We start from the raw sequence: 20,660 nt of genomic DNA, 5'->3' as shown, positions 1-20,660 counted from the left end.
TAAACGGTTAGAGCAGGACGATGTCGAACTGTTCCTGGTTGTAATTGGGCTCGACCCGAAAGCTGATGGCCTTGCCGGTAAACTCTTCCAGGTCGGCCACGTTGGCGGACTCCTCATCCAGCAGGCGATCCACCACCGATTGCCCGGCCAGTACCGCCAGGCTGTCGTTGTCGTAGGCGCGGGCATCGCGCAGAATCTCCCGGAAGATTTCGTAACACACGGTTTCCGCCGTTTTCAGGCTGCCGCGCCCGGCGCACACCGGGCAGTCTTCGCACAGCAAATGCTCCAGGCTTTCGCGGCTGCGCTTGCGGGTCATTTCCACCAGGCCCAGTTCCGACACACCGGTGATTTTGTTGCGCGCCGGGTCTTTCTGCATGGCTTTTTCCAGCGCCCGGTGCACCTGGCGGCGGTGCTCCGGGTCCTGCATGTCGATAAAGTCGATGATGATGATGCCACCCAGGTTGCGCAGGCGCAGTTGCCGGGCCAGGGTCGTGGCGGCCTCAAGGTTGGTTTTGAAGATGGTTTCCTCAAGGTTGCGCCGCCCGACAAAGGAGCCGGTGTTGACGTCGATGGTGGTCATCGCTTCGGTCTGGTCCAGCACCAGGTAGCCACCGGACTTCAGATCCACCTTGCGCGCCAGGGCGCGCTGGATTTCATCCTCCACCCCGTGCAAATCAAACAGGGGGCGCTCGCCACGGTAGCATTCCAGCAGGGCGCTCACCTCCGGCACGTAATCGCGGCAGAATTCACTGAGGGCGGCGTAGCTTTCCTGGCTATCGATACGGATGCGCTCCACCCCCGGGCGGGCCAGGTCGCGCACGGTGCGCAGGTGCAGGGGCAAATCTTCGTACAACAGTTGCGGTTGGGTGGCGGCCTTTGCGCGGCGCTCTACCGCAGCCCACAGGCGACGCAGAAAGCGCAGGTCGGCGCACAGTTCCTCCAGCCCCACGCCCTCGGCGGCGGTGCGCAGAATGTAGCCGCCGCTGTCGTTCATGTCCTCCAGCGCCAGCGCCTCGTTCAACAGTGCCTGCAGGCGGCCGCGCTCTTCGCCATCGTCAATGCGCTGGGACACCCCCACGTGGGTGTTCTGGGGCATGAAGACAAGATAGCGGGAGGACACCGACAACTGCGTGCTGAGGCGCGCGCCCTTGGTGCCCAGCGGGTCCTTGGTCACCTGCACGATGAGCTTTTTACCTTCGTGCAGGTGGTCGCGAATGGCGCTGCTGTGGCGGCTGCGGTCTTCGCGGCCACGGCTGTCCAGGGGCACAATGTCGTTGACGTGAATGAAGCTGGCTTTTTCGGTGCCAATGTCCACAAAGGCGGCCTGCATGCCGGGCAGCACCCGGGCCACCTTGCCGGCGTAGATGTTGCCGGCGATGCCGCGGCTGCTGCGACGCTCGATGTGAATATCCTGGGTGGCGCCGTTTTCCACCACGGCGACGCGGGTTTCCATCGGCGTGACGTTGACCAGAATCTCCTCACTCATCGCCATCTCCCAGGCCAGAGGCAATGCCAAAGCCCCGCAACAGGCGCCAGGTTTCGGCCAGCGGCAGCCCCACCACATTGCTGTAGCTGCCGTTGATGCGTTCCACCAGCACCGCCCCAAGGCCCTGGATGCCGTAGGCGCCGGCCTTGTCCCAGGGTTCGTCGGTGGCCAGGTAGGCCTCGCACAGCTCGCGGTCCAGGGAGGCGAAGGTCACCTCGGTGGTCACCACCACCGTTTCGCAGCGCTCGCCGGCGCGCAGGCACACGGCACTCAGCACCTGATGGGTGCGGCCACCCAGCCGCGCCAGCATGGCCAGGGCGTCGAAGCGATCCACCGGCTTGCCCAGTACGTCGTCGTCGATCACCACGGTGGTATCCGCCGCCAGCACCACAACCCCGGCCGGTAAAGCGGCGGCCACGGCCTGGGCCTTTTCCTGCGCCATGCGTCTCACATAGTCATCGGGCGCTTCACCGGGCAGGGGTGTCTCGTTGATATCCGCCGGCTGCACGCGGCATTGCACGCCGATCTGGGCCAGCAGTTCACGGCGCCGGGGAGAGGCCGAGGCCAGCACCAGTGCGCTCATCTCAGGCCACCCGGTAGTGGCGGCGCAGGCTGCGCAGCACCGTGAGCACCAGCGGCCACAGCAGCGCGCTGCTCAGCGCCGGCAACAAAAACAACGGTGAGCGGGCGCCAACACCCTCCAGGTTCTGCACCCACTGGCAGATCAGCTGGTGAATACCAATCAGCACAAAGACGATGCCGGCCTGCTGCCACAGGCTGAACAGGCGCAGGCGCTGGTAGAGCCCCACCGACAGCAGTGCCACCACTGCAAGGGCAAAGGTATTCTGCCCGAGCAGCGCGCCCTCCAGCAGGTCCATGGCAACCCCGGCCAGCAGGGCCGCCACCACGCCGACCCGGTGCGGCAGGGCGATGCACCAGTACACCAGCACCATCGCCACCCACTCCGGCCGCAGCCACACCAGCCACAGCGGCAGAGGCAGCACGGCCAGCACGGCGGCCACCAGCAGGGTGACGATCACAACCCAGTAGCCCTGCCCCCGGTCCACGGCCTACTGCGCCTCGTCCGCGGTGCTGGCCACGGTGAACACCAGCAGCACGTGGCGGCTGCGATCCAGGGCGGCGGTGGGCTGGGCCAGAATGCGGGCAAAGGTTTGCCCCGGGTCGCGCTCCACCGCGCTGACAACCGCCACCGGGTAACCCACCGGGAAGCGGCCACCCAGACCCGAGGTCACCAGCAGGTCGCCTTCGCGGATATCCGTGGTGGCGGCCACGTGGTGAATTTCCAGCGCGCTCAGGGTGCCATTGCCCTCGGCAATGGCGCGCACGCCGTTGCGGTTGATCTGTACGGGAACAGAATGGGTAAGGTCGGTGATCAGCAGCACGCGAGAGGTGAACTCTGCCACTTCCACCACCTGCCCCATCAGGCCATCGGCATCAATCAGCGCCTGGCCGAGGTAGACCCCGTCGCGGGCGCCTTTGTTGATCACCACCTGCTGGCGCACCGGGTCCGGCGACACGCCGATCAGCTCGGCCACCACAACATCGTCGCGCAACAGGGCTGCGGAGTTGAGCAGTCCCCGCAGGCGGATGTTCTCCGCCTGCAGCGAGGCCATTTGCTGGGTGCGCCCCTCCAGAATCAGGTTTTCGCGCCGCAGGCGTTCGCTCTCTTCCTGCAGCACACTGCGAGACACCAGGTGGGTCTGCTGCCATTCAGACAGGCGCGAGGGAATATCCGCCACCCAGTAAACCGGGGTGACAAGGGTGTCCAGGAGTGCGCGGGTGCGGTCCAGACTGTTGAAGCGCAAATCGGCAACAATCAGGCCCGCCACCACCAGCAGGGTCAGCACAATGCGCAACCCAAGGCGAGACTCTTTGACGAATAACGGCTTTATGGCAGTTCCCTAGGGCGGCCAGCCCCAAGCGGGCACGCCCGGGGCTGCACGCCGGATTACTCGGTGGACAGCAGGTCGATAGTATGCCGATCCATGCGCTCCATTGCACGGCCACCGCCGCGGGCAACGCAGGTCAGCGGATCGTCCGCCACAATCACCGGCAGGCCGGTCTCTTCGGAAATCAGGCGGTCCAGGTCGCGCAGCAGGGCGCCGCCGCCGGTGAGCACAATGCCGCTTTCGGCAATGTCCGCCGCCAGTTCCGGCGGGCTCTGCTCCAGGGCTGTCTTGACCGACTGCACAATGGAGGACAGTGGGTCCTGCAGGGCCTCGAGGATCTCGTCGCTGTTGAGGGTAAAACTGCGCGGCACCCCTTCGGCGAGGTTGCGTCCGCGCACGTCGATCTCGCGCAGTTCGCTGCCGGCGAAGGCGCAGCCGATCTCCTGCTTGATGCGCTCGGCGGTGGCATCGCCAATCAGGCTGCCGTAGCGGCGGCGCACATGGGCGACGATGGCCTCGTCGAAGCGGTCACCGCCAATGCGCACGGAGTCGCGGTACACCACGCCGTTCAGGGAGATGATGGCAATTTCGGTGGTGCCGCCGCCCACGTCCACCACCATGCAGCCGGTGGCTTCCTCCACGTCGAGGCCGGCGCCGATGGCCGCGGCCATTGGCTCCTCGATCAGGCGCACTTCGCGGGCACCGGCAGACAGGGCCGACTCGCGAATGGCGCGCCGCTCAACCTGGGTGGACATGCAGGGCACACACACCAGCACCCGGGGGCTGGGGCGGATGAAGCGGCTCTCGTGCACTTTGGCAATAAAGTGCTGGAGCATTTTTTCGGTCACCTGGAAGTCGGCAATCACCCCGTCCTTCAGCGGGCGGATGGCGGTGATATTGCCGGGGGTACGCCCCAGCATACGCTTGGCTTCAGTGCCGACGGCTTCGATGGTTTTCTGGCCATTGTGGATACGGATTGCCACGACCGATGGCTCGTCGAGGACAATTCCCTTGTCGCGCACGTATATAAGAGTGTTGGCGGTACCCAGATCTATCGAAAGATCATTGGAGAACACTCCGCGCAGTTTTTTCAGCATTAAATTGGTTACCTTGTGAGAACAACGGGTTGCTCCGGACGGAGACCTTCGTGCACCCTACCTGCCGCCTTCTGGCCGGGAAAGGCGATGAAATCGAGGCGGCGAAATCATTATTCTTCGGCGAGCGGATAATCCGGCAACTCTACCAACCGCGGGGATGTTGGGCAAGGCGCAAATATGATAAGTTTACGCCCCCGCGGCACCCCGCCGACCTATACCCACCGCATTTGGAGACCGGGACAGACCATGTCCGACACGCCCTCATCAAGCCCCTGCGTCGACCGCGAAGAGATCGAGAAAATTGCCGAACTGGCGCGCATTCGCATCGCCGCCGACCAGAGCGATGAAGTGGCCAGTCGCATCACCCGCATCCTTGGCATGTTCGACACCCTGCAGGCCGCCGACACCGAGGGCGTCGCCCCCATGGCCAACCCCCTCGACGCCACCCAGGCGCTGCGCCCTGACACGGTGACCGAGGGCAACCGCCGCGACGACTTCCAGGCCATCGCCCCGGCGGTGGAGAACGGACTCTATCTGGTGCCCAAAGTCATCGAGTAAGCACGCTGTTCCAGGATTATTCCCATGCATGACCAGACTGTCGCCCAGCTGGCCCGCGCCCTGCGCGACAAACAGTTTTCCAGCCTTGAGCTGACCGAGCACCTGCTGCGCCGCATCGGCCAGCTCGACGGCCAGCTCAACAGCTTTATCACCGTCACCGACGAGCAGGCCCTGGACGCGGCCCGCCGCGCCGACGAGGCACTGGCCAGCGGCCGGGCCGGCCCCCTCACCGGGGTGCCCATCGCCCACAAGGATATCTTCTGCACCCGAGGCGTGCGCACCAGCTGCGGCTCGCGAATGCTGGACAACTTTGTGCCGCCCTACGACGCCACCGTGGTGCGCCAGCTGTCGGATGCCGGCACCGTGAGCCTGGGCAAAACCAACATGGACGAGTTCGCCATGGGCTCGTCCAACGAAAACAGCTACTACGGCCCGGTGAAAAACCCCTGGAACGCCGCCCTGGTGCCGGGCGGCTCCTCTGGCGGCTCCGCCGCCGCCGTGGCCGCGGGCCTGGTGCCCGCCGCCACCGGCACCGATACCGGCGGCTCCATCCGCCAGCCGGCGGCCTTCTGCGGCATCACCGGCCTCAAGCCCACCTACGGGCGGGTGTCGCGGCTGGGCATGGTGGCCTACGCCTCCAGCCTGGACCAGGGCGGGCCCATGGCGCGCAGCGCCGAAGACTGCGCCCTGCTACTGAACGCCATGGCCGGCCACGACCCGGCCGACTCCACCTCTACCCGCCGCGATGTGCCCGATTACTGCGCCGACCTGGAGCGCCCCCTGGACGGCCTGCGCATCGGCCTGCCGAAGGAGTACTTTGGCGAAGGGCTGAATGCCGCCACCGGCGAGTGCATCCAGGCGGCCCTGAAGGAGCTGGAAAGCCAGGGCGCCACACTGGTAGAGGTGGAGCTGCCCAACAGCCAGCTGACCATTCCCACTTACTACATCATTGCCCCGGCGGAGGCTTCCACCAACCTGTCGCGCTACGACGGCGTGCGCTACGGCCACCGCTGCGCCGACCCGCAGGACCTGCACGACCTGTACACCCGCACCCGAGAAGAAGGCTTTGGCGACGAGGTGAAGCGGCGCATTCTGGTGGGCACCTACGCACTGTCCGCCGGCTACTACGATGCCTACTACAAAAAAGCCCAGCAGGCCCGGCGCCTGATCCGCGACGACTTCCTGGCCTGCTTCGAGTCGGTCGACATCATCGCCGGCCCCACCACGCCAGGCCCGGCCTTTGGCATTGGCGAGAAAACCGCCGACCCGGTGGCCATGTACCTGGAAGACGTCTACACCCTGGCGGTCAACCTGGCCGGCCTGCCCGGCATGTCGGTGCCCGCCGGGTTTGTCGATGGCAAGCCGGTTGGCCTGCAACTGATCGGCCAACACTTTGACGAGGGCCGCCTGCTGAACGTGGCCCATCGCTTCCAACAGGTCACCGACTGGCACAATCGCACACCCGAACTTGCCGGAGGAACCGCCTGATGCAATTTGAGACCGTCATCGGCCTGGAAGTCCACCTGCAGCTTGCCACCCAGTCAAAGATTTTCTCCGGCTCCGCCACCACCTTCGGCGCCGAGCCCAACACCCAGGCCAGCGCGGTGGACCTCGCCATGCCCGGCATGCTGCCGGTGCTGAACGAGCGGGCGGTGCGCTATGCGGTGATGTTTGGCCTGGGCATTGGCGCCGACATCGGCCGCCGCTCGGTGTTCGATCGCAAGAACTACTTTTACCCGGACCTGCCCAAGGGCTACCAGATCAGCCAGTTCAGCGACCCCATCGTGGGCCGCGGCACCTTCGAAATCCATCTGGAAGACGGCAGCACCCGCGAGATCGGCATCACCCGCGCCCACCTTGAGGAGGACGCCGGAAAGTCACTGCACGAGGACTTCCAGGGCGCCAGCGGGATTGACCTGAACCGCGCCGGCACGCCGCTGCTGGAGATCGTCACCGAGCCGGACATCCGCAGCGCTGAGGAGGCCGTGGCTTACCTCAAGGCCCTGCACTCCCTGGTGACCTATCTCGGCATTTCCGACGGCAACATGGCCGAAGGCTCCATGCGCTGCGATATCAATATCTCCCTGCGCGCGGCCGGCAGCGATACCCTCGGCACCCGGGCGGAGATCAAGAACGTCAACTCCTTCCGCTTTGTGGAAAAGGCCATCCAGCATGAAATCGAGCGTCAGTCCGACATTCTTGAGGATGGCGGCAAGGTAGTGCAGGAAACCCGCCTGTACGACGCCGACCGCAACGAAACGCGGCCCATGCGCTCCAAGGAAGTGGCCAACGACTATCGCTACTTCCCGGAGCCAGACCTGCTGCCGGTGGTGCTGGATGAAGCCTTTATTGAAGAATTAAGGGCCAGCCTGCCGGAACTGCCGCGTGAAAAGCGCGCCCGCTTTGTCAGCGATTACGGGCTTGGCGACTACGACGCCGGCGTACTGGCCGCCAGCCGCGCCCTGGCCGACTACTTCGAGGCGGTGGCCAGCGAGGCAGGCGACGCCAAGATAGCGGCCAACTGGGTACAGGTGGAACTGCTCGGGCGCCTCAATCGCGACGAGAGAGACATCACCGACTGCCCGGTGCCGGCGGCGCAGCTGGCGCAGCTGATCCAGCGCATCCTGGACAACAGCATTTCCGGAAAAATCGCCAAGCAGGTGTTTGAGGCCATGTGGAATGGCGAGGGCGACGCCGACAGCATCATCGCCGCCAAAGGTTTGCAACAGGTGTCCGACAGTGGCGAACTGGAAGCCATGGTGGAGGCCGTGATCGCCGACAACCCCGGCCAGGTGGAACAGTACCGCGCCGCCGACGAGGGCAAGCGCAAGAAACTGGTGGGATTTTTTGTCGGCCAGGTGATGAAGGTCTCCAAGGGCCAGGCCAATCCGCAAATGGTCAACCAACTGCTGGCCGAGAAACTAGGGTAAGAGGATGAAGAAAGACAAAGAGAAGGTCATTGACGAAGTCTGGACCGAAGACCATGTGCGCAGCTTCCTGAATGTGCGCAGTTACGACGGCAGCAATGAGGACTTTCACATGCTGCTGAAGGCCTACCAGAGCATGCGCGCCTCGGACTTCGAGCTGTTTGTCGGCATGTTCAGTGGGCAGGGCCGCGACATCAACGCCTGCGGCAGCGACGGCCGCACGGTGCTGGCCATTGTCAGCGAGCACCGCCACGGTGGCGAGTACGCGGACATTCTGCGCCAGGCCGGTGCCAACTAGCGGCACCCTGACGCCAGCGGCGGGCCTCAGCGCCCGCTGTCGTAGGGCACCCGCCCCTTCTCATAGGGCACCCGCCCCTTCATAAAACGCTCGCGGTTCTCGCGCTTTTTCTCTTCACTTTTCCTCAGCAGGATGTACACCGCCCCGGTCCCCCCGTGGCGCGGCTGGGCGCTGTGGAAAGCCTGCACCGTGTCCAGGTCCCGCAGCCATACATCCACATAGGCCTTCAGCACGCCGCTGCGCGCCAGCTCGGCCTTGCGTTCGCCCTTGCCATGCACCAGCAGCACACTGCGCAGGCCGTATTCATAGCACTGCTCGATAAAGTCGAAAATCTCCCGCCGCGCCACCGCCACCGTCATGCGGTGCAAATCGAGCCGGGCCTCCATCTCGTAGCGGCCCTGGCAGAGTTTGCGATAGACGCCGTTCTGCACACCAGGGCGCTTGAATTCCAGCACATACCACGGGTCGAGGGGGGTTATCTCGCGATCACTGAGGGTGTTGGGATCGACATGGCTGTCGGTGACCGCGGCATGGCGACGGTGGGCCAGGGCCTGGGCAGACTCACCGCCTCCCCGGCGCGCCACCCGTTCATCCTGTTGCAGCCGCTTCACGCCGGCCATTTCCTGCTCGAACAGGGAGAGTTCGTCGTCTGCCATGTACATCACCTGCCTGGGGTTCGCTATTATAGCCCGTACACTTTTCCCGGTAAGCCCGCATGGAGCGCCCAAACACCGCTATTTACTGCCCGCTGTGCGGTGGCGACAATCGCTGCGCGCTGACACGCGGTGGCGGCATTGAGGACTGCTGGTGCGCCGCTGCCACTATCGACCGCGCCGCACTGGCGGCAGTTCCCCCGGACGCGCGTGGCCAGGCCTGCCTGTGCCCCGCCTGCGGGCGCACCGCCAGGCCACCTGGCCACCACGTTGGAGACCACTATGAAGGGTAACGCCATCCAGGGCGCCGGCTACCTGATCGAGGGCGCCCGCCTGCTCACCCACCCCCGCCTGCGGCTGTTCGTGCTGATCCCGCTGGTGGTGAACGTGCTGATTTTCGCCTCGCTGCTGGGTGTGGCCTACGCCTACCTGGCCAGCCACATGGACTACTGGCTGGGCTTTATCCCCGACTGGCTGTCATTTCTGGAGTGGATTATCTGGCCGCTGATTGGCCTGGTGTTCAGCCTGGCAACCGGCTACACCTTCACCGCGCTGGCCCTGCTGATTGCCTCGCCCTTTAATTCGCTGCTGGCGGAAAAAGCCGAAGAGCTGATTACCGGCCGCGAGGTGGAGGGTCTGGAAGGCATCGGCCCGGCGCTGATGGAGGTGCCCCGGGGCATTGTGCGGGAGCTGGCCAAGCTGCTCTACTACGTGCCCATGGCGCTGTTTGTGCTGGTGCTGAGCTTTATCCCGGCGGTGAATGCCCTGGCGCCGCTGCTCTGGTTCCTGCTGGGAGCCTGGATGATGAGTATCCAGTTCGTCGACTACCCGATGGACAACCACCGCCTCAGTTTTGGCGACGTCAAAGAGGCTGTGCGCAGCCGGCGCCTGTCCAGCATGGGTTTTGGCGGGCTGGTGGCGCTGGGCGCGGCAATTCCGGTGGTGAACTTTTTTGTGGTGCCCTCGGCGGTGGTGGGCGCCACCCTGCTGTGGTGCCGGGAGCTGGCGCCCCGGCACTGAGGGGCCTCAGGCCAGCAGGTCCTGCGGCGGGTGGGTGCATTCCAGCGGCTCACCCAGCAGGGCCTCCAGGTCCGGCAGCAGGAAGGCGTCGTCTTCACTGGCAAAGCTGATGGAGGTGCCGCTGGCGCCGGCGCGGCCGGTGCGGCCAATGCGGTGCACGTAGTCTTCCGGGTCTTCCGGCAGGTTGTAGTTCACCACGTGGGTAACGCCGTCCACGTGAATCCCCCGCCCCGCCACGTCGGTGGCCACCAGCACCTTGATGTCACCGCTCTTGAACTGCTCCAGGGTGCGGGTGCGCTTGGCCTGGGGAATCTCGCCCGACAGGATGCCCGCCTTGACGCCGGACTTGCGCAGGCGCTCGTGCAGGCGCCGCACCTGGTCGCGGCGATTGGCAAACACAATCACGCTGCTGGCGTCGGGGCCGCGCAGCAGGTTGGTGAGCACGCGGTAGCGCTGCTCGCTGCTGACCAGGTAGATCTTCTGGTCCACCGTGTCGGTGGCCACGTGATCCGGCTCGATCTCCACGGTGACCGGGTGGTAGGTCCACTGGTTGGACAGGTTGATGATGTCCTGGGTGAAGGTGGCGGAGAACAGCAGGGTCTGGCGGTCTTCCTTGTGCGGCGTGGCGCGCACGATGCGCTTCACCTGGGGAATGAAGCCCATGTCCAGCATGCGGTCGGCCTCGTCCAGCACCAGGATTTCCACCCGATCCAGGAACAGGTCGCGGCGGGTCATGAAGTCGATCAGGCGGCCCGGTGTGGCCACCACCAGATCGACCACCCGGCGATTGAGCTGGTTGAGCTGCTTCTGGTAATCCATGCCACCAATCAGGGTGACGGTATTGAGGCCGGTGTGCTTGCCCAGATCCTTGGCGTCTTCGGCAATCTGCATCACCAGTTCCCGGGTGGGGGCAATCACCAGCGCCCGCGGCTCACCGAGAAAGCGCTCGCCCTCGGCCGGATGGCAGAGCAAATCGTTAAAGGCGGTAATCAGGAAGGCGGCCGTTTTACCGGTGCCGGTCTGCGCCTTGCCGATGGCGTCGTGGCCCTGCAGGGTATGGGGCAGCACCGAGGCCTGGATGGGAGAGCAGTACTGAAAGCCGAGGTCGGCAATGCCGTGCATCAGCTCGTCGCGCAGCCCCAAGTCGTGAAAGCGGGTTTTGCCCTCCTGGGGCTCAACCGGGAACTGCTCAACGCTCCAGGGCTCGGCCGCAGGCTTGGGCTGCTGGCGCTTGCGGTTGGTCTTTGCCTTGCCCGCTTCGCGCGGGTGGGCGCGTGGCGCCTCGGGCTCTGGGCGCGGGCCCTTTTGTCCGGCCGCGGGGTACTTCCCCGCCGGGGCCTGAGTTTCGGGTTCCGCACCGCCTTTGCTGACGATACGACCCACCAGATGTTTGATCACTCGATGTCCTGTTGCTCAAAAAACGCGCTAGTCTATCACCTTTAGCGGCCACTCGCCCGCGGCGTGTGCCGGTAGGTGGGCGCGTATTATACGCGGCTTCGCGGATAGAGGCGCGACAGGTAGTAATCGGCACTCACATAGCGCCCGCCGCCGGTAAAAAACAGGCTCAGCAGCATAATGAAATAGGTAACGGCGAACTCGATACCATTGTTGAGCACCACAAAATTGCCCTTCTCGGTGAGCCAGCGATAGTTGCCGTGCTCGCGCAGGATGTCCTTGGCCTCACCCAGGCGAATGGCTACTTCCTGGGCGCTGGAATCGGCAATGGCCGGCCAGCCATTGGCCCAGTGCACGGTGATTGCGGCGACCGCCATGGTAATCATCAGCGGCACACTGACCCAGCGCACCGCCAACCCCACCAGCAACAGCAGCGCGCCAATGGCCTCGGTGTAGGCGGCGAGGTGGGCCAGCAGCGACGGCATCGGCAGGCCCAGCCCCCACTCGGGGTTGCCGAACCACTCGATGGTGGATTCCATGTTGGCGATTTTCTGGCTGCCCGCCGTCCACAGCACCGGCACCAGGTAAAGGCGCATGGCGAGCGGGGCAAGGCCATCGAGGTGAGCCAGCCGGGGAAAAAGGGCTTCGTGTAGGCTGTAATAGGCGCGCGCCAGTGCGTTCATAGCGTTTTCCAGAGCCAGTGGACGGTATCGGTGGACTGCAACTGTGACAACAATACCCGATGAAAGTTTGCCGGCACAGGGAGTGACGCGGGGCGGCCACGAACGGCGGCTGTCTTAACGCCTGCCGTCTTGCCCGTTCAGTCAGGGCCCGCCGCAGTCCGGGCAGCCATCGCGGCGCTGAACGCCCAGGCGGCGAAACTCCAGCGTCGCCAGGTCCATCATCAGCAGGGTGCCCGCCAGCGGCTCGGCGCAACCGGACAGGTACTTGATGGCCTCCAGCGCCTGCAGGCTGCCAGCCACCCCCACCACCGGGCCCAGCACGCCACTTTCGGCACAGCTCAGGGCGGTTTGCGCGCCGGCCTCGGGGTACAGGCAGCGGTAGCAGGGGTCGTTGCGGTTCGGGTCCAGCAGGGCAATCTGGGCCTCAAGGCGCACCGCCGCCGCACTCACCACCGGCACCCGGTGGCGCAGGCTGGCGCGGTTGAGTGCGTAGCGCAAGGGGTAGTTGTCGCTGCAGTCCAGCACCAGGTCCAGCCCGGGCAGGCAGGCATCCAGATCAGCTTCATCAAGGCGCCGGGGAATCACTTCAACGCTCACCTCGGGGTTGCGCGCGGCAATGGCCGCGGCGGCGGAGTGCGCCTTGTTGCGGCCACAGTCATCGTCCTGATGGCAGAGCTGGCGCGGCAGGTTGTCCACGGCCACGGTGTCGCCGTCGGCCAGCACCAGATGCCCCACCCCGGCACCACCCAGATACAGGGCGGCGGGGCTGCCGAGCCCCCCCAGCCCCAGTACCATCACCCGGGCCTGCTGCAACCGCTCCTGCCCGGCAATATCCACACCGGGCACCAGAATCTGGCGCGCATAGCGCTGTAGCTGGGCATCAGTCAGCACCGCACCGGCCCCCGCTCACCCGCTCGTTGCCGCCCAGGTCGCGCCGCGTAGCTACAGCCTCAAACCCCGCCTGCGTCAGCAAATTGCGCACCGCCTCGCCCTGGCGATAGCCGTGTTCCAGCAACAGGTAAGCACCGGGAGCGAGGTGCGCGGGCGCCCCCGAGATGATGGCCTGCAGGTCGTCCAGCCCGCTGGCGCCGGCCACCAGCGCCGAGCGCGGCTCAAAGCGCACATCGCCACTGGCCAGGTGCGCGTCAGCGGCTTCGATATAGGGCGGGTTGCTGACAATGAGGTCAAAGCGCTCGCCAGCCAGCGGTGCAAACCAGCTGCCCTGCAGGGTGCGCACGCGGCCGGGGCAGCAGTGCGCAATGTTGCGCTGGGCCACCGCCAGTGCCGCCGCGCTGGCATCGGTGGCGGTCACTTGCCAGCCCGCCCGCTCACTGGCCAGCGCCAGGGCAATGGCGCCGCTGCCGGTGCCAAGGTCCAGCACCCGGGCCTGCTCCTGCAGCGGCAACTCCAGCGCCCAGCTCACCAGGGTCTCGGTGTCGGGCCGGGGTATCAGGGTGTCGGGCGTAACGGCCAGGGACAGGGTCCAGAAGTCGCGCTGGCCGGTGAGGTGGGCCACCGGCTCACCCTGCCGGCGCCGCGCCAGTAGTGCGCGAAAGCGCTGCTCATTTGCCGCGTCGACGGGTTTTTCCGGCCAGGTGTACAGCCAGGTGCGATCGCGCTGCAGGCAGTGGCACAGCAGCACTTCGGCGTCCCGGGCGGGGCTTTCCGTGGGCAGGTCGGCGCCCAGTGCCAACAGGTCCCTGACACTGGCCACGGCGTGACTTACTGCGCCGCCAGCGCCGCGAGCTGGTCGGCCTGGTACTCCTGACGCAGCGGCGCGATGACGGCATCCAGCTCGCCTGCCATCACTTCGTCGAGCTTGTACAGGGTGAGGTTGATGCGGTGGTCGGTAACCCGCCCCTGGGGAAAGTTATAGGTGCGGATACGGTCCGAGCGGTCACCACTGCCCACCAGGTTGCGGCGCTCTTCGGCCTGCTCCGCGGCCTGTTTGTCCTGGGCACTGGACAGCAACTTGGACTGCAGCAGGGACATGGCCCGGGCGCGGTTTTTGTGCTGCGAGCGCTCGTCCTGGCACTCCACCACTATGCCACTTGGCAGGTGGGTAATGCGCACCGCCGAGTCGGTTTTGTTGACGTGCTGGCCGCCGGCGCCAGAGGCCCGGTAGGTATCCACGCGCAGGTCGGCCTTGTTGATTTCCACCTCGTCCACCGACTCCGCCTCGGCCATGATCGCCACGGTGCAGGCCGAGGTGTGGATGCGCCCCTGGGACTCGGTTTCCGGCACGCGCTGCACGCGGTGGGCGCCGGACTCGAACTTTAGGTGGGCGTACACATCGCGCCCCTCCACCCGGGTGATGATTTCCTTGTAGCCGCCGTGTTCGCCGGGGCGCTCCGAGAGCACCTCGATGCGCCAGCCCATCCGCTCGGCATAGCGTGAGTACATGCGGAATAAATCGCCGGAGAAGATAGCCGCCTCGTCACCACCGGTGCCGGCGCGAATTTCCAGATAGACGTTGTGGGAATCCCGCGGGTCGCGCGGCAACAGCAGGGTTTGCAGCTCCAACTCCAGCGCTTCGAGCTGCTCGCTGTTGCTGGCGATCTCCTCTTCTGCCATGGCAACCATGTCGGGGTCGTTCTCGGCCAGCATGGCGCGCGCTTCTTCGAGGTCGCCCTTCACCCGCCGGTAGCCGGCGTAGCACTGCACTACGGTTTCCAGCTCCGCGTACTCGCGGGACAGGTCGCGGAAGCGCTCCTGGCTGGCGATGGTTTCGGCGTCCCCCAGCAGGGCGGCCACCTCCTCGTGACGGTCGGTGAGGGTATCCAGTTTGCTCAGCAGGGAGGCTTTCATTGCAGGGTGTGTCCGGGTTTGCGGTTGTCGCCGGCGGGGCCGGGGCTTTGCTCGGGCGCAGCCTTGGGCGCAGGTTTGGGTTCAGTCTCGGGCGCAGTGCGCGACGCCGGCTGGGCCGACGCCGCGGCGGGGGGCTCCAGCCCCAGCAGCCGGCGGGCCTGGCCGAGCAGGTCGGCGCGGCCGTCCACGCTGGCCTGCTTGAGACCGGCGGTGGGGGCGTGTATCAGTTTGTTGGTGATGCCCCGGGCCAGCTGCGCCACCACCACCTGGGGGTCGTCGCCGCGAGCCAGGCCGCGCAGGGCGCGGTCCAGTTCCTGCTCGCGCAATTGTTCGGCCATGGCGCGGTATTCCTTTACCGAGTCCACCGCCACCAGGCTGCGCAGTTCCTCGCTGTAGGCGCGCACGCCCTCGGCAATCATCACATCCGCCTTGCGCGCTTCGCTCTGGCGGCTGCGCAGGTTTTCTTCCACGATGTCTCTCAGGTCATCCACGCTGTACAGGTAGATGTCCCGCAGCTCCCCCACCTCCGGCTCGATGTCTCGCGGCACGGCAATATCCACCATCAGCATGGGGCGGTGCTTGCGGGCGCGAACCGCGCGCTCCACCGCACCCTTGCCAAGAATGGGCAACTGGCTGGCGGTAGAGGTGATAACAATATCGGCGTTAATCAACTGGTCGGGGATGTCCGCCATCAGTACTGCCTCGGCGCCAAAGCGCCGGGCCAGTTCCCGCGCGCGCTCCAGCGTACGGTTGGCGATGGTGATGCGGCGCACTCCGGCCTCGATCAGGTGGCGGGTCACCAGTTCGATGGTTTCCCCGGCGCCCACCAGCAGGGCGGAGCAGGCCGACAGGTCGGTAAAAATGTGGCCCGCGAGATCCACCGCGGCATAGGCCACCGACACCGGGTTTTCGCCGATGGCGGTATCGGTGCGCACCCGCTTGGCCAGGGCGAACACGCGCTGAAACAGGCGGTTGAAGTCGGCGCCAACCACGCCCTCGTCCAGCGCCACCGAGAAGGCGGATTTGAGCTGGCCGAATATCTGCGGCTCGCCCAGCACCATGGAGTCCAGCCCGCTGGCCACCCGCACCACGTGCTCCAGGGCATCGCTGCCTAGGTGAAAATACGCGGCTTTGTGCAGTTCGTCGGCCGACAGGTGGTGATAGCTGGCCATCCATTCCACCAGGCGACTGGCCAGTTCGGCGCTCACCGCGTCGCTGCCCTGGATATACAGCTCGGTGCGGTTGCAGGTGGAAAGAATAAGGGCGTCTTCCACGCCGGGGTGCCGGCACAGCGCGGTCAACGCATCGCCCACCTGCTCCGGGGCAAAGGCCACCCGCTCGCGCACCTCGACGGCGGCGGAGTTGTGGTTGATACCCAAGGCAAGGAAATTCATCGTGGTCGGGGCTGCAGATCACGCCGGATCTGCACGCTTTATAAATACATGGCAAAAGGGCCTGCAAGATAGCATATCCACAGCAAAATTCCCCTGTCGTAGTCCACAATAGAGCCCTCTCTCGGCCCCTCTCTCGGCCCCTCTCCAAGCCCCTTTCCGAGTCCCTTTCCGAGTCCCTTTCCCAGCCTCTCGCCCTGCTCGACCCCCCTGTCAATACGCAGTATTCTAACCACGCGGGCGACGACCTCTGTTTACCGCCCCCTTGCGACTCACCCGCGGACTTGAAGCCAGTGAAACCCGAACCTCGATTATCCCCCTCTGGCCAAGCGCATGGCGCCACGCAGCGCCACTTGATCAACTGCCAGAACTGCCGCATGAACCGGCTCTGCCTGCCGCTGAGCCTGAATGAGGCGGAAACCCTCTTGCTGGACGACATCGTTCAACGCAGCACGCCGATTCATCGCGGCGGCATCGTCTACGAAGAAGGGGAGCCCTTCACAAATCTGTATGCACTGCGTTCAGGGGCGCTCAAGGGTTACCGGCATTGCAGTAATGGCAACATCCAGATTACCGACTTCGTACTGCCGGGCGAGGTATTCGGTCTCGATGGCGTCAGTAGTGGCAAGCACCAGTGCAGTGTGCAGGCCCTGGAAACCGCATCGGTCTGTGCCCTGCCATTTGACCTGCTGCAACAACTGGGCAGAACACTGCCCATACTCCAGACCCACCTGATGGAGGCAGTCAGCGGCTGCGTGCAGGCCAAGATGGAACACCTCTGCCTGGTAACCCAGTACAGTGCCTACGAGCGGATCAAAGCCCTGATCCTGAACCTCTCCAAACGCTATGCGAGCCTGGGACAAAGCGCACTGCACTTTCGGCTCCCCATGTCGCGGGCAGACATCGGCTGCCATCTGGGCATGACCATCGAAACCGTCAGCCGGTGCTTGAGCCGGCTGCGCGAGGAGCAGGTGATTACCCTGGACAACCGTGAAATCCGCATTCTCAAGCCGGAGGCACTGCGCAGCACTGCGCGCCCCGCAAACAAGCCCTAAAATCGCCAGGCAAGGCCGAGGCTGTAAACCCAGGGGTCGATATCCAGGTCAAACTTTACTGTGCCCACATCAGTGCGGATAGCTGCCTCGGTATCGATATCGATATACCAAACTGCGGCATTCAACATCAGATTGTCGTTCAGTGGAATATCCACCCCAACCTGACCAGCAAGACCGACAGAGTTCTCCAACGCAAGATCGGCCCGACTGGCGCCCAGGGTGGCCTGCAAGGCCCCTTTCAACTCTGAGCTTACATCCTCGTCAAAGAATACGGTGTAGTTAATGCCTATACCGAGATAGGGCTGCCAGCCCGCCGCCGCCCCTCTGGGGTACCACTGCAGGCTCAGGGTGGGCGGCAAATGGCTGACCGAACCACCCTCTATCCCGAGCCCCTGCACCTTCACGTCGTGCTCAAACGGGGTTGCCGCCAAAAGCTCAATACCCAGGCTCGGAGTCAATAAATAGGCGCCTCCCAGCCCCAGTTGGGTATCACCATCCACACCAACACCCGGTAGCACGGTGGGGCTGGGGCTTGTGGGCAGAACAATCTGCTCACTGTCTTCCCGGGGGTTCACAGTGGCAGCGCCAACCCGCACGATCACATCGCCCGCCTCATAAGCCAGCGCCGGTACAGCGGCAACCAACAAACATCCACCAAGGGCCGCTCTCAAGCACTTTTGCATCGGTTTACTCCGTCACAGTCACTACTGCTGTTGATGTCGGCGCGGATTGTAGGGGCCAGCCAGTGCAACTGCCGTTGACCCAAATCAAGAAAACCCCGCGCAGGCAGATCAACCGGACACACCAGCAAAATGACAGCACTTACGATTCAATAAGTTGTACTTCAAGACCCCCCTCAGCCCGGCCGCACAATCCCTTGATCCAGATCAAACCCGCGGCACAGGCATCCGGCTTATAAACAGCTTCATCCGTGCCCCTCGGGCCAACCTCCAACACTGACTTATCAGCGTGAAGCAACAGGACGACGATCAATGAACGACAGCCCAGGCACTCTGGCCGAATCGCTTTACCGGCAGGCCCAGCAACTGGTACCGGAACTGCGAAAAAGGCAGCCGTCGGCGATCAAACTACAGCGCTTACCCAACGTAACCCTCAGTGACCTGCAGGCAGGCGGGTTCTTTCGGATACTCCAGCCAAAGCGCTTTGGGGGGTATGAACTCGACCCGGAAGTCTTTTTCCGCGTACAGATGATTCTCGCGCAGGGCTGCATGTCAACAGCCTGGGTGCTCGGTGTGGTGGCGATTCACAACTGGCAGCTCGCCCTGTTTCATGAACAGGCCCAGCGCGACGTGTGGGCGGAAGACAACAGCACCCTGATATCCTCTTCTTACATGCCGGTGGGCAATGTGACCCGGGTCGACGGCGGTTTCCGGCTCAGCGGCCACTGGGGTTTTTCCTCTGGCTCCATGCACTGTCAATGGGCTTTTCTGGGCGCCGCCATCCCGCCGGAAGACGAAGGTGACAGCCCCGACTACCGCACTTTCCTGGTACCCCGGGAAGACTACGACATCGAGGAAAACTGGGATGTCAGTGGCCTGGAGGGAACCGGTAGCCACGATATCGTTGTCCGCGACGCCTTTGTCCCGGAATATCGCACTCACCGCTCAATCGACGGATTTCACTGCAACAGCCCTGGGAATCAGGTAAATACCGCACCGCTGTACCGTATTCCTTTCGGCCAGATTTTTGTGCGCGCGGTCAGTAGCGCCGCCATTGGCAGCCTGAAGGGCATTACCGGTGATTACATTGCCGTTAACCGCCATCGGGTTGGCCTCAATGACGGCAACAAAATTGCCACCGATCCAGAAGCACAAGTGGCGCTGGCGCAAGCCCTGGCGGTAGTGGACGAATGTGAAACCATCATGTTTCGCAATATCCGGCGCATGATGGCGGTTGCGACTGCTAACTCCGCGCTGCCCCTGGAAGAGCGCATCCGCATGCGCTATGAGGCCGCGCGCGTGGGCGCCCGCTGCGCGGATGCCGTCAACGATCTGTTCATCGCTTGTGGCGCCCAGGGCATACACCGCAGCCATCCACTCAATCGGGCCTGGCTGGACATCAATGCAGGCCGCACCCATGTGGCAAACAACCCGTTCAAATTTGCGCGCAACCTCGGTGGTTCGCTGATGGGCCAGGCCAACACCGACTCTTTCCTGTAACGGGTCACATCAGTGACCGGGAAGTTCGAACAGTACTGGGAGACTAAAGATGAACATGATCGAACCCTACACCATAGAGCACCGGCCAACGCCGGAACGTTACGCTCGCGGCTGGTACGTGATTGGCAGCAACAGCAGTATCACTACCACACCCACCACGCTGAGCGCTTTCGGCACAAAACTCGTGGCTTATCGCGGCCAGGAGGACAACCAGGTACATATTCTCGATGGTTACTGCCCGCATATGGGGGGCGATCTCAGCCGCGGCGAAGTCTGCGGGAATTCTGTTATCTGCCCGTTTCACCTGTGGCGCTGGGGCGCCGATGGTGTGTGCGATCACATCCCTTACGCCAAGCGAATCCCCCCCAAAGCTGTCATCAAGTCCTGGCCCGTACTGGAAAAAAATGGCCTGGTAATGGTGTGGCAGGATCCAGAGAATAACCCGCCGATACCAGAGCAAGAGCCAGTAGACAACGCCGACTGGTACAGCGGCGAATGGACAGACTGGGAAATGCACAGCATCCCGATTCAGTCTCAAGGCAGAGAGCTGGTTGATAACATGGCCGATATGGCGCATTTTGGCCCGGTTCACTACTCTTCTGTTAAGTCGTTCAAAAATGTCATGGATGGACACCGGTTTATCCAGTACATGGTCGGCGGACACCAGCTCCTGACCGATAGCTGTGACGACCTGCTGACCAGTGTCGCCACTTACGAGGGGCCGGCCTACATGACCACCGCCATGACGGGCAGCATGGAGGGACAGCCCATGGCCGTGCACCTGCTGGTGAGCCATATCCCGGTGGACACGAATAACTTCATCATCAACTTCGGAGTGATGATGAAAAAGAGCGCCACACACAACGCGGAAGAGAACCGCGCACTGCTGGCGGCCTATACCGAAAAGACGCTTGAGTCATTCCACCAGGATGTCGCGATCTGGAACAACAAATGCCTGATTGACAATCCCCTGCTGTGCGATGGCGACGGCCCCATTCACCTGGTGCGCAAATGGTACAGCCAGTTCATGACCGACGTTGCCGATATCCGCGACGATCAGGTGCGCGCGAGGGAGCACGTCACGGTGGAGGGACCCTCGGTGGAAGATACCCTGGCAGTTCTGGCAAACAGGGCTTGATGCGGTGCCGTTGAAGTAGGCTTGCGCGGGGGCTTGTGTCACAATCATCGGGAGTTTTGTT

22 protein-coding genes are annotated in these 20,660 nt (G+C 64.1%); 9 read left to right on the top strand and 13 right to left on the bottom strand.

The window, feature by feature from the left end; all coding sequences use genetic code 11:
- Positions 1-7: 7 nt before the first annotated feature.
- From rng to DDZ17_RS18915, 5 genes are read right to left on the bottom strand one after another with little or no spacing between them, the layout of a single operon-like run.
- A complete protein-coding gene (gene rng, locus DDZ17_RS18935; protein WP_116368558.1) occupies positions 8-1,486 on the bottom strand; it encodes a ribonuclease G in 1,479 nt (492 codons plus the stop codon).
- Positions 1,479-2,069 carry a Maf family protein gene (locus tag DDZ17_RS18930; protein ID WP_116368557.1) on the bottom strand — a complete coding sequence of 197 codons (591 nt, stop codon included), beginning with the start codon at positions 2,067-2,069 and terminating at the stop codon, positions 1,479-1,481. Before DDZ17_RS18930 ends, rng begins: the two co-directional genes overlap by 8 nt.
- Before the next feature lies 1 nt (position 2,070).
- Positions 2,071-2,553: a rod shape-determining protein MreD gene (mreD, locus tag DDZ17_RS18925; RefSeq protein WP_116368556.1), complete on the bottom strand. Its 483-nt coding sequence runs from the start codon at positions 2,551-2,553 to the stop codon at positions 2,071-2,073.
- A gap of 3 nt (positions 2,554-2,556) precedes the next feature.
- A complete protein-coding gene (mreC, locus tag DDZ17_RS18920; RefSeq protein WP_116368555.1) occupies positions 2,557-3,399 on the bottom strand; it encodes a rod shape-determining protein MreC in 843 nt (280 codons plus the stop codon).
- A 56-nt stretch (positions 3,400-3,455) separates the two neighbouring features.
- On the bottom strand, positions 3,456-4,493 hold the full coding sequence (locus DDZ17_RS18915; RefSeq protein WP_116368554.1) for a rod shape-determining protein: 1,038 nt from the start codon (positions 4,491-4,493) through the stop codon (positions 3,456-3,458).
- A 246-nt stretch (positions 4,494-4,739) separates the two neighbouring features.
- Between DDZ17_RS18915 and gatC the strand changes: the two genes are divergently transcribed.
- The 4 genes from gatC to DDZ17_RS18895 are packed head-to-tail and all read left to right on the top strand — an operon-like array spanning position 4,740 to position 8,276.
- Entirely contained in the window at positions 4,740-5,051 is a 312-nt protein-coding gene (gatC, locus tag DDZ17_RS18910; RefSeq protein ID WP_116368553.1) for an Asp-tRNA(Asn)/Glu-tRNA(Gln) amidotransferase subunit GatC, read from the top strand.
- A 24-nt stretch (positions 5,052-5,075) separates the two neighbouring features.
- Positions 5,076-6,539, top strand: coding sequence for an Asp-tRNA(Asn)/Glu-tRNA(Gln) amidotransferase subunit GatA (gatA, locus tag DDZ17_RS18905; RefSeq protein ID WP_116368552.1), 1,464 nt, complete (start codon positions 5,076-5,078; stop codon positions 6,537-6,539).
- Positions 6,539-7,981: an Asp-tRNA(Asn)/Glu-tRNA(Gln) amidotransferase subunit GatB gene (gatB, locus tag DDZ17_RS18900; RefSeq protein ID WP_116368551.1), complete on the top strand. Its 1,443-nt coding sequence runs from the start codon at positions 6,539-6,541 to the stop codon at positions 7,979-7,981. The genes gatA and gatB overlap by 1 nt, the downstream gene beginning before the upstream one ends.
- A 4-nt stretch (positions 7,982-7,985) precedes the next feature.
- On the top strand, positions 7,986-8,276 hold the full coding sequence (locus DDZ17_RS18895; RefSeq protein ID WP_116368550.1) for a PA4642 family protein: 291 nt from the start codon (positions 7,986-7,988) through the stop codon (positions 8,274-8,276).
- A gap of 26 nt (positions 8,277-8,302) precedes the next feature.
- Here DDZ17_RS18895 and smrA read toward each other — a convergent pair whose 3' ends face one another.
- A complete protein-coding gene (gene smrA, locus DDZ17_RS18890; RefSeq protein ID WP_116368742.1) occupies positions 8,303-8,932 on the bottom strand; it encodes a DNA endonuclease SmrA in 630 nt (209 codons plus the stop codon).
- A 59-nt stretch (positions 8,933-8,991) separates the two neighbouring features.
- Between smrA and DDZ17_RS18885 the strand changes: the two genes are divergently transcribed.
- Both DDZ17_RS18885 and cysZ read left to right on the top strand, forming a co-directional pair.
- Positions 8,992-9,222 carry a cysteine-rich CWC family protein gene (locus tag DDZ17_RS18885; RefSeq protein ID WP_116368549.1) on the top strand — a complete coding sequence of 77 codons (231 nt, stop codon included), beginning with the start codon at positions 8,992-8,994 and terminating at the stop codon, positions 9,220-9,222.
- Positions 9,212-9,949 (top strand): sulfate transporter CysZ, encoded by a 738-nt coding sequence (cysZ, locus tag DDZ17_RS18880; RefSeq protein ID WP_116368548.1) that lies wholly within the window; start codon positions 9,212-9,214, stop codon positions 9,947-9,949. The genes DDZ17_RS18885 and cysZ overlap by 11 nt, the downstream gene beginning before the upstream one ends.
- A gap of 6 nt (positions 9,950-9,955) precedes the next feature.
- Here cysZ and rhlB read toward each other — a convergent pair whose 3' ends face one another.
- The 6 genes from rhlB to hemA all read right to left on the bottom strand — a co-directional run bounded on the left by rhlB (position 9,956) and on the right by hemA (position 16,229).
- Entirely contained in the window at positions 9,956-11,347 is a 1,392-nt protein-coding gene (rhlB, locus tag DDZ17_RS18875; RefSeq protein ID WP_241505959.1) for an ATP-dependent RNA helicase RhlB, read from the bottom strand.
- Between the two features lie 86 nt (positions 11,348-11,433).
- Entirely contained in the window at positions 11,434-12,027 is a 594-nt protein-coding gene (locus tag DDZ17_RS18870) for an HvfX family Cu-binding RiPP maturation protein (RefSeq protein ID WP_116368547.1), read from the bottom strand.
- Positions 12,028-12,168: 141 nt separating this feature from the next.
- Positions 12,169-12,918: a HesA/MoeB/ThiF family protein gene (locus DDZ17_RS18865; RefSeq protein WP_116368546.1), complete on the bottom strand. Its 750-nt coding sequence runs from the start codon at positions 12,916-12,918 to the stop codon at positions 12,169-12,171.
- Positions 12,908-13,741, bottom strand: coding sequence for a peptide chain release factor N(5)-glutamine methyltransferase (gene prmC / locus DDZ17_RS18860; protein ID WP_116368545.1), 834 nt, complete (start codon positions 13,739-13,741; stop codon positions 12,908-12,910). Before prmC ends, DDZ17_RS18865 begins: the two co-directional genes overlap by 11 nt.
- Before the next feature lie 8 nt (positions 13,742-13,749).
- Positions 13,750-14,835: a peptide chain release factor 1 gene (gene prfA, locus DDZ17_RS18855; RefSeq protein WP_116368544.1), complete on the bottom strand. Its 1,086-nt coding sequence runs from the start codon at positions 14,833-14,835 to the stop codon at positions 13,750-13,752.
- The gene (gene hemA / locus DDZ17_RS18850; RefSeq protein WP_116368543.1) at positions 14,832-16,229 is read right to left on the bottom strand and encodes a glutamyl-tRNA reductase; all 1,398 of its coding nucleotides are present in this window, start codon (positions 16,227-16,229) and stop codon (positions 14,832-14,834) included. Before hemA ends, prfA begins: the two co-directional genes overlap by 4 nt.
- 374 nt (positions 16,230-16,603) lie before the next feature.
- Here hemA and DDZ17_RS18845 point away from each other — a divergent pair, with 374 nt between their 5' ends.
- Positions 16,604-17,281 carry a helix-turn-helix domain-containing protein gene (locus tag DDZ17_RS18845; RefSeq protein ID WP_157976730.1) on the top strand — a complete coding sequence of 226 codons (678 nt, stop codon included), beginning with the start codon at positions 16,604-16,606 and terminating at the stop codon, positions 17,279-17,281.
- On the opposite strand, the gene DDZ17_RS18840 is transcribed toward DDZ17_RS18845, so the two are convergent.
- Positions 17,278-17,964 (bottom strand): OmpW/AlkL family protein, encoded by a 687-nt coding sequence (locus DDZ17_RS18840; protein ID WP_116368541.1) that lies wholly within the window; start codon positions 17,962-17,964, stop codon positions 17,278-17,280. The two genes, DDZ17_RS18845 and DDZ17_RS18840, sit on opposite strands and share 4 nt — an antisense overlap.
- A gap of 309 nt (positions 17,965-18,273) precedes the next feature.
- On the opposite strand from DDZ17_RS18840, the gene DDZ17_RS18835 reads away from it, so the two are divergent.
- Together DDZ17_RS18835 and DDZ17_RS18830 are read left to right on the top strand one after the other, a co-directional pair.
- On the top strand, positions 18,274-19,461 hold the full coding sequence (locus DDZ17_RS18835) for an acyl-CoA dehydrogenase family protein (protein WP_116368540.1): 1,188 nt from the start codon (positions 18,274-18,276) through the stop codon (positions 19,459-19,461).
- Between the two features lie 49 nt (positions 19,462-19,510).
- Complete coding sequence (locus tag DDZ17_RS18830; protein WP_206613597.1) at positions 19,511-20,599, top strand: 3-ketosteroid-9-alpha-monooxygenase, oxygenase component; 1,089 nt, start codon at positions 19,511-19,513, stop codon at positions 20,597-20,599.
- Positions 20,600-20,660: the final 61 nt, after the last annotated feature.

Origin of the sequence: Parahaliea mediterranea (assembly GCF_003402235.1) — a bacterium.
Taxonomy (GTDB): Bacteria; Pseudomonadota; Gammaproteobacteria; order Pseudomonadales; family Halieaceae; genus Parahaliea; species Parahaliea mediterranea.
The sequence above is the reverse complement of the archived record's forward strand: the minus strand, read 5'-3'. Positions and strand labels throughout refer to the sequence as shown.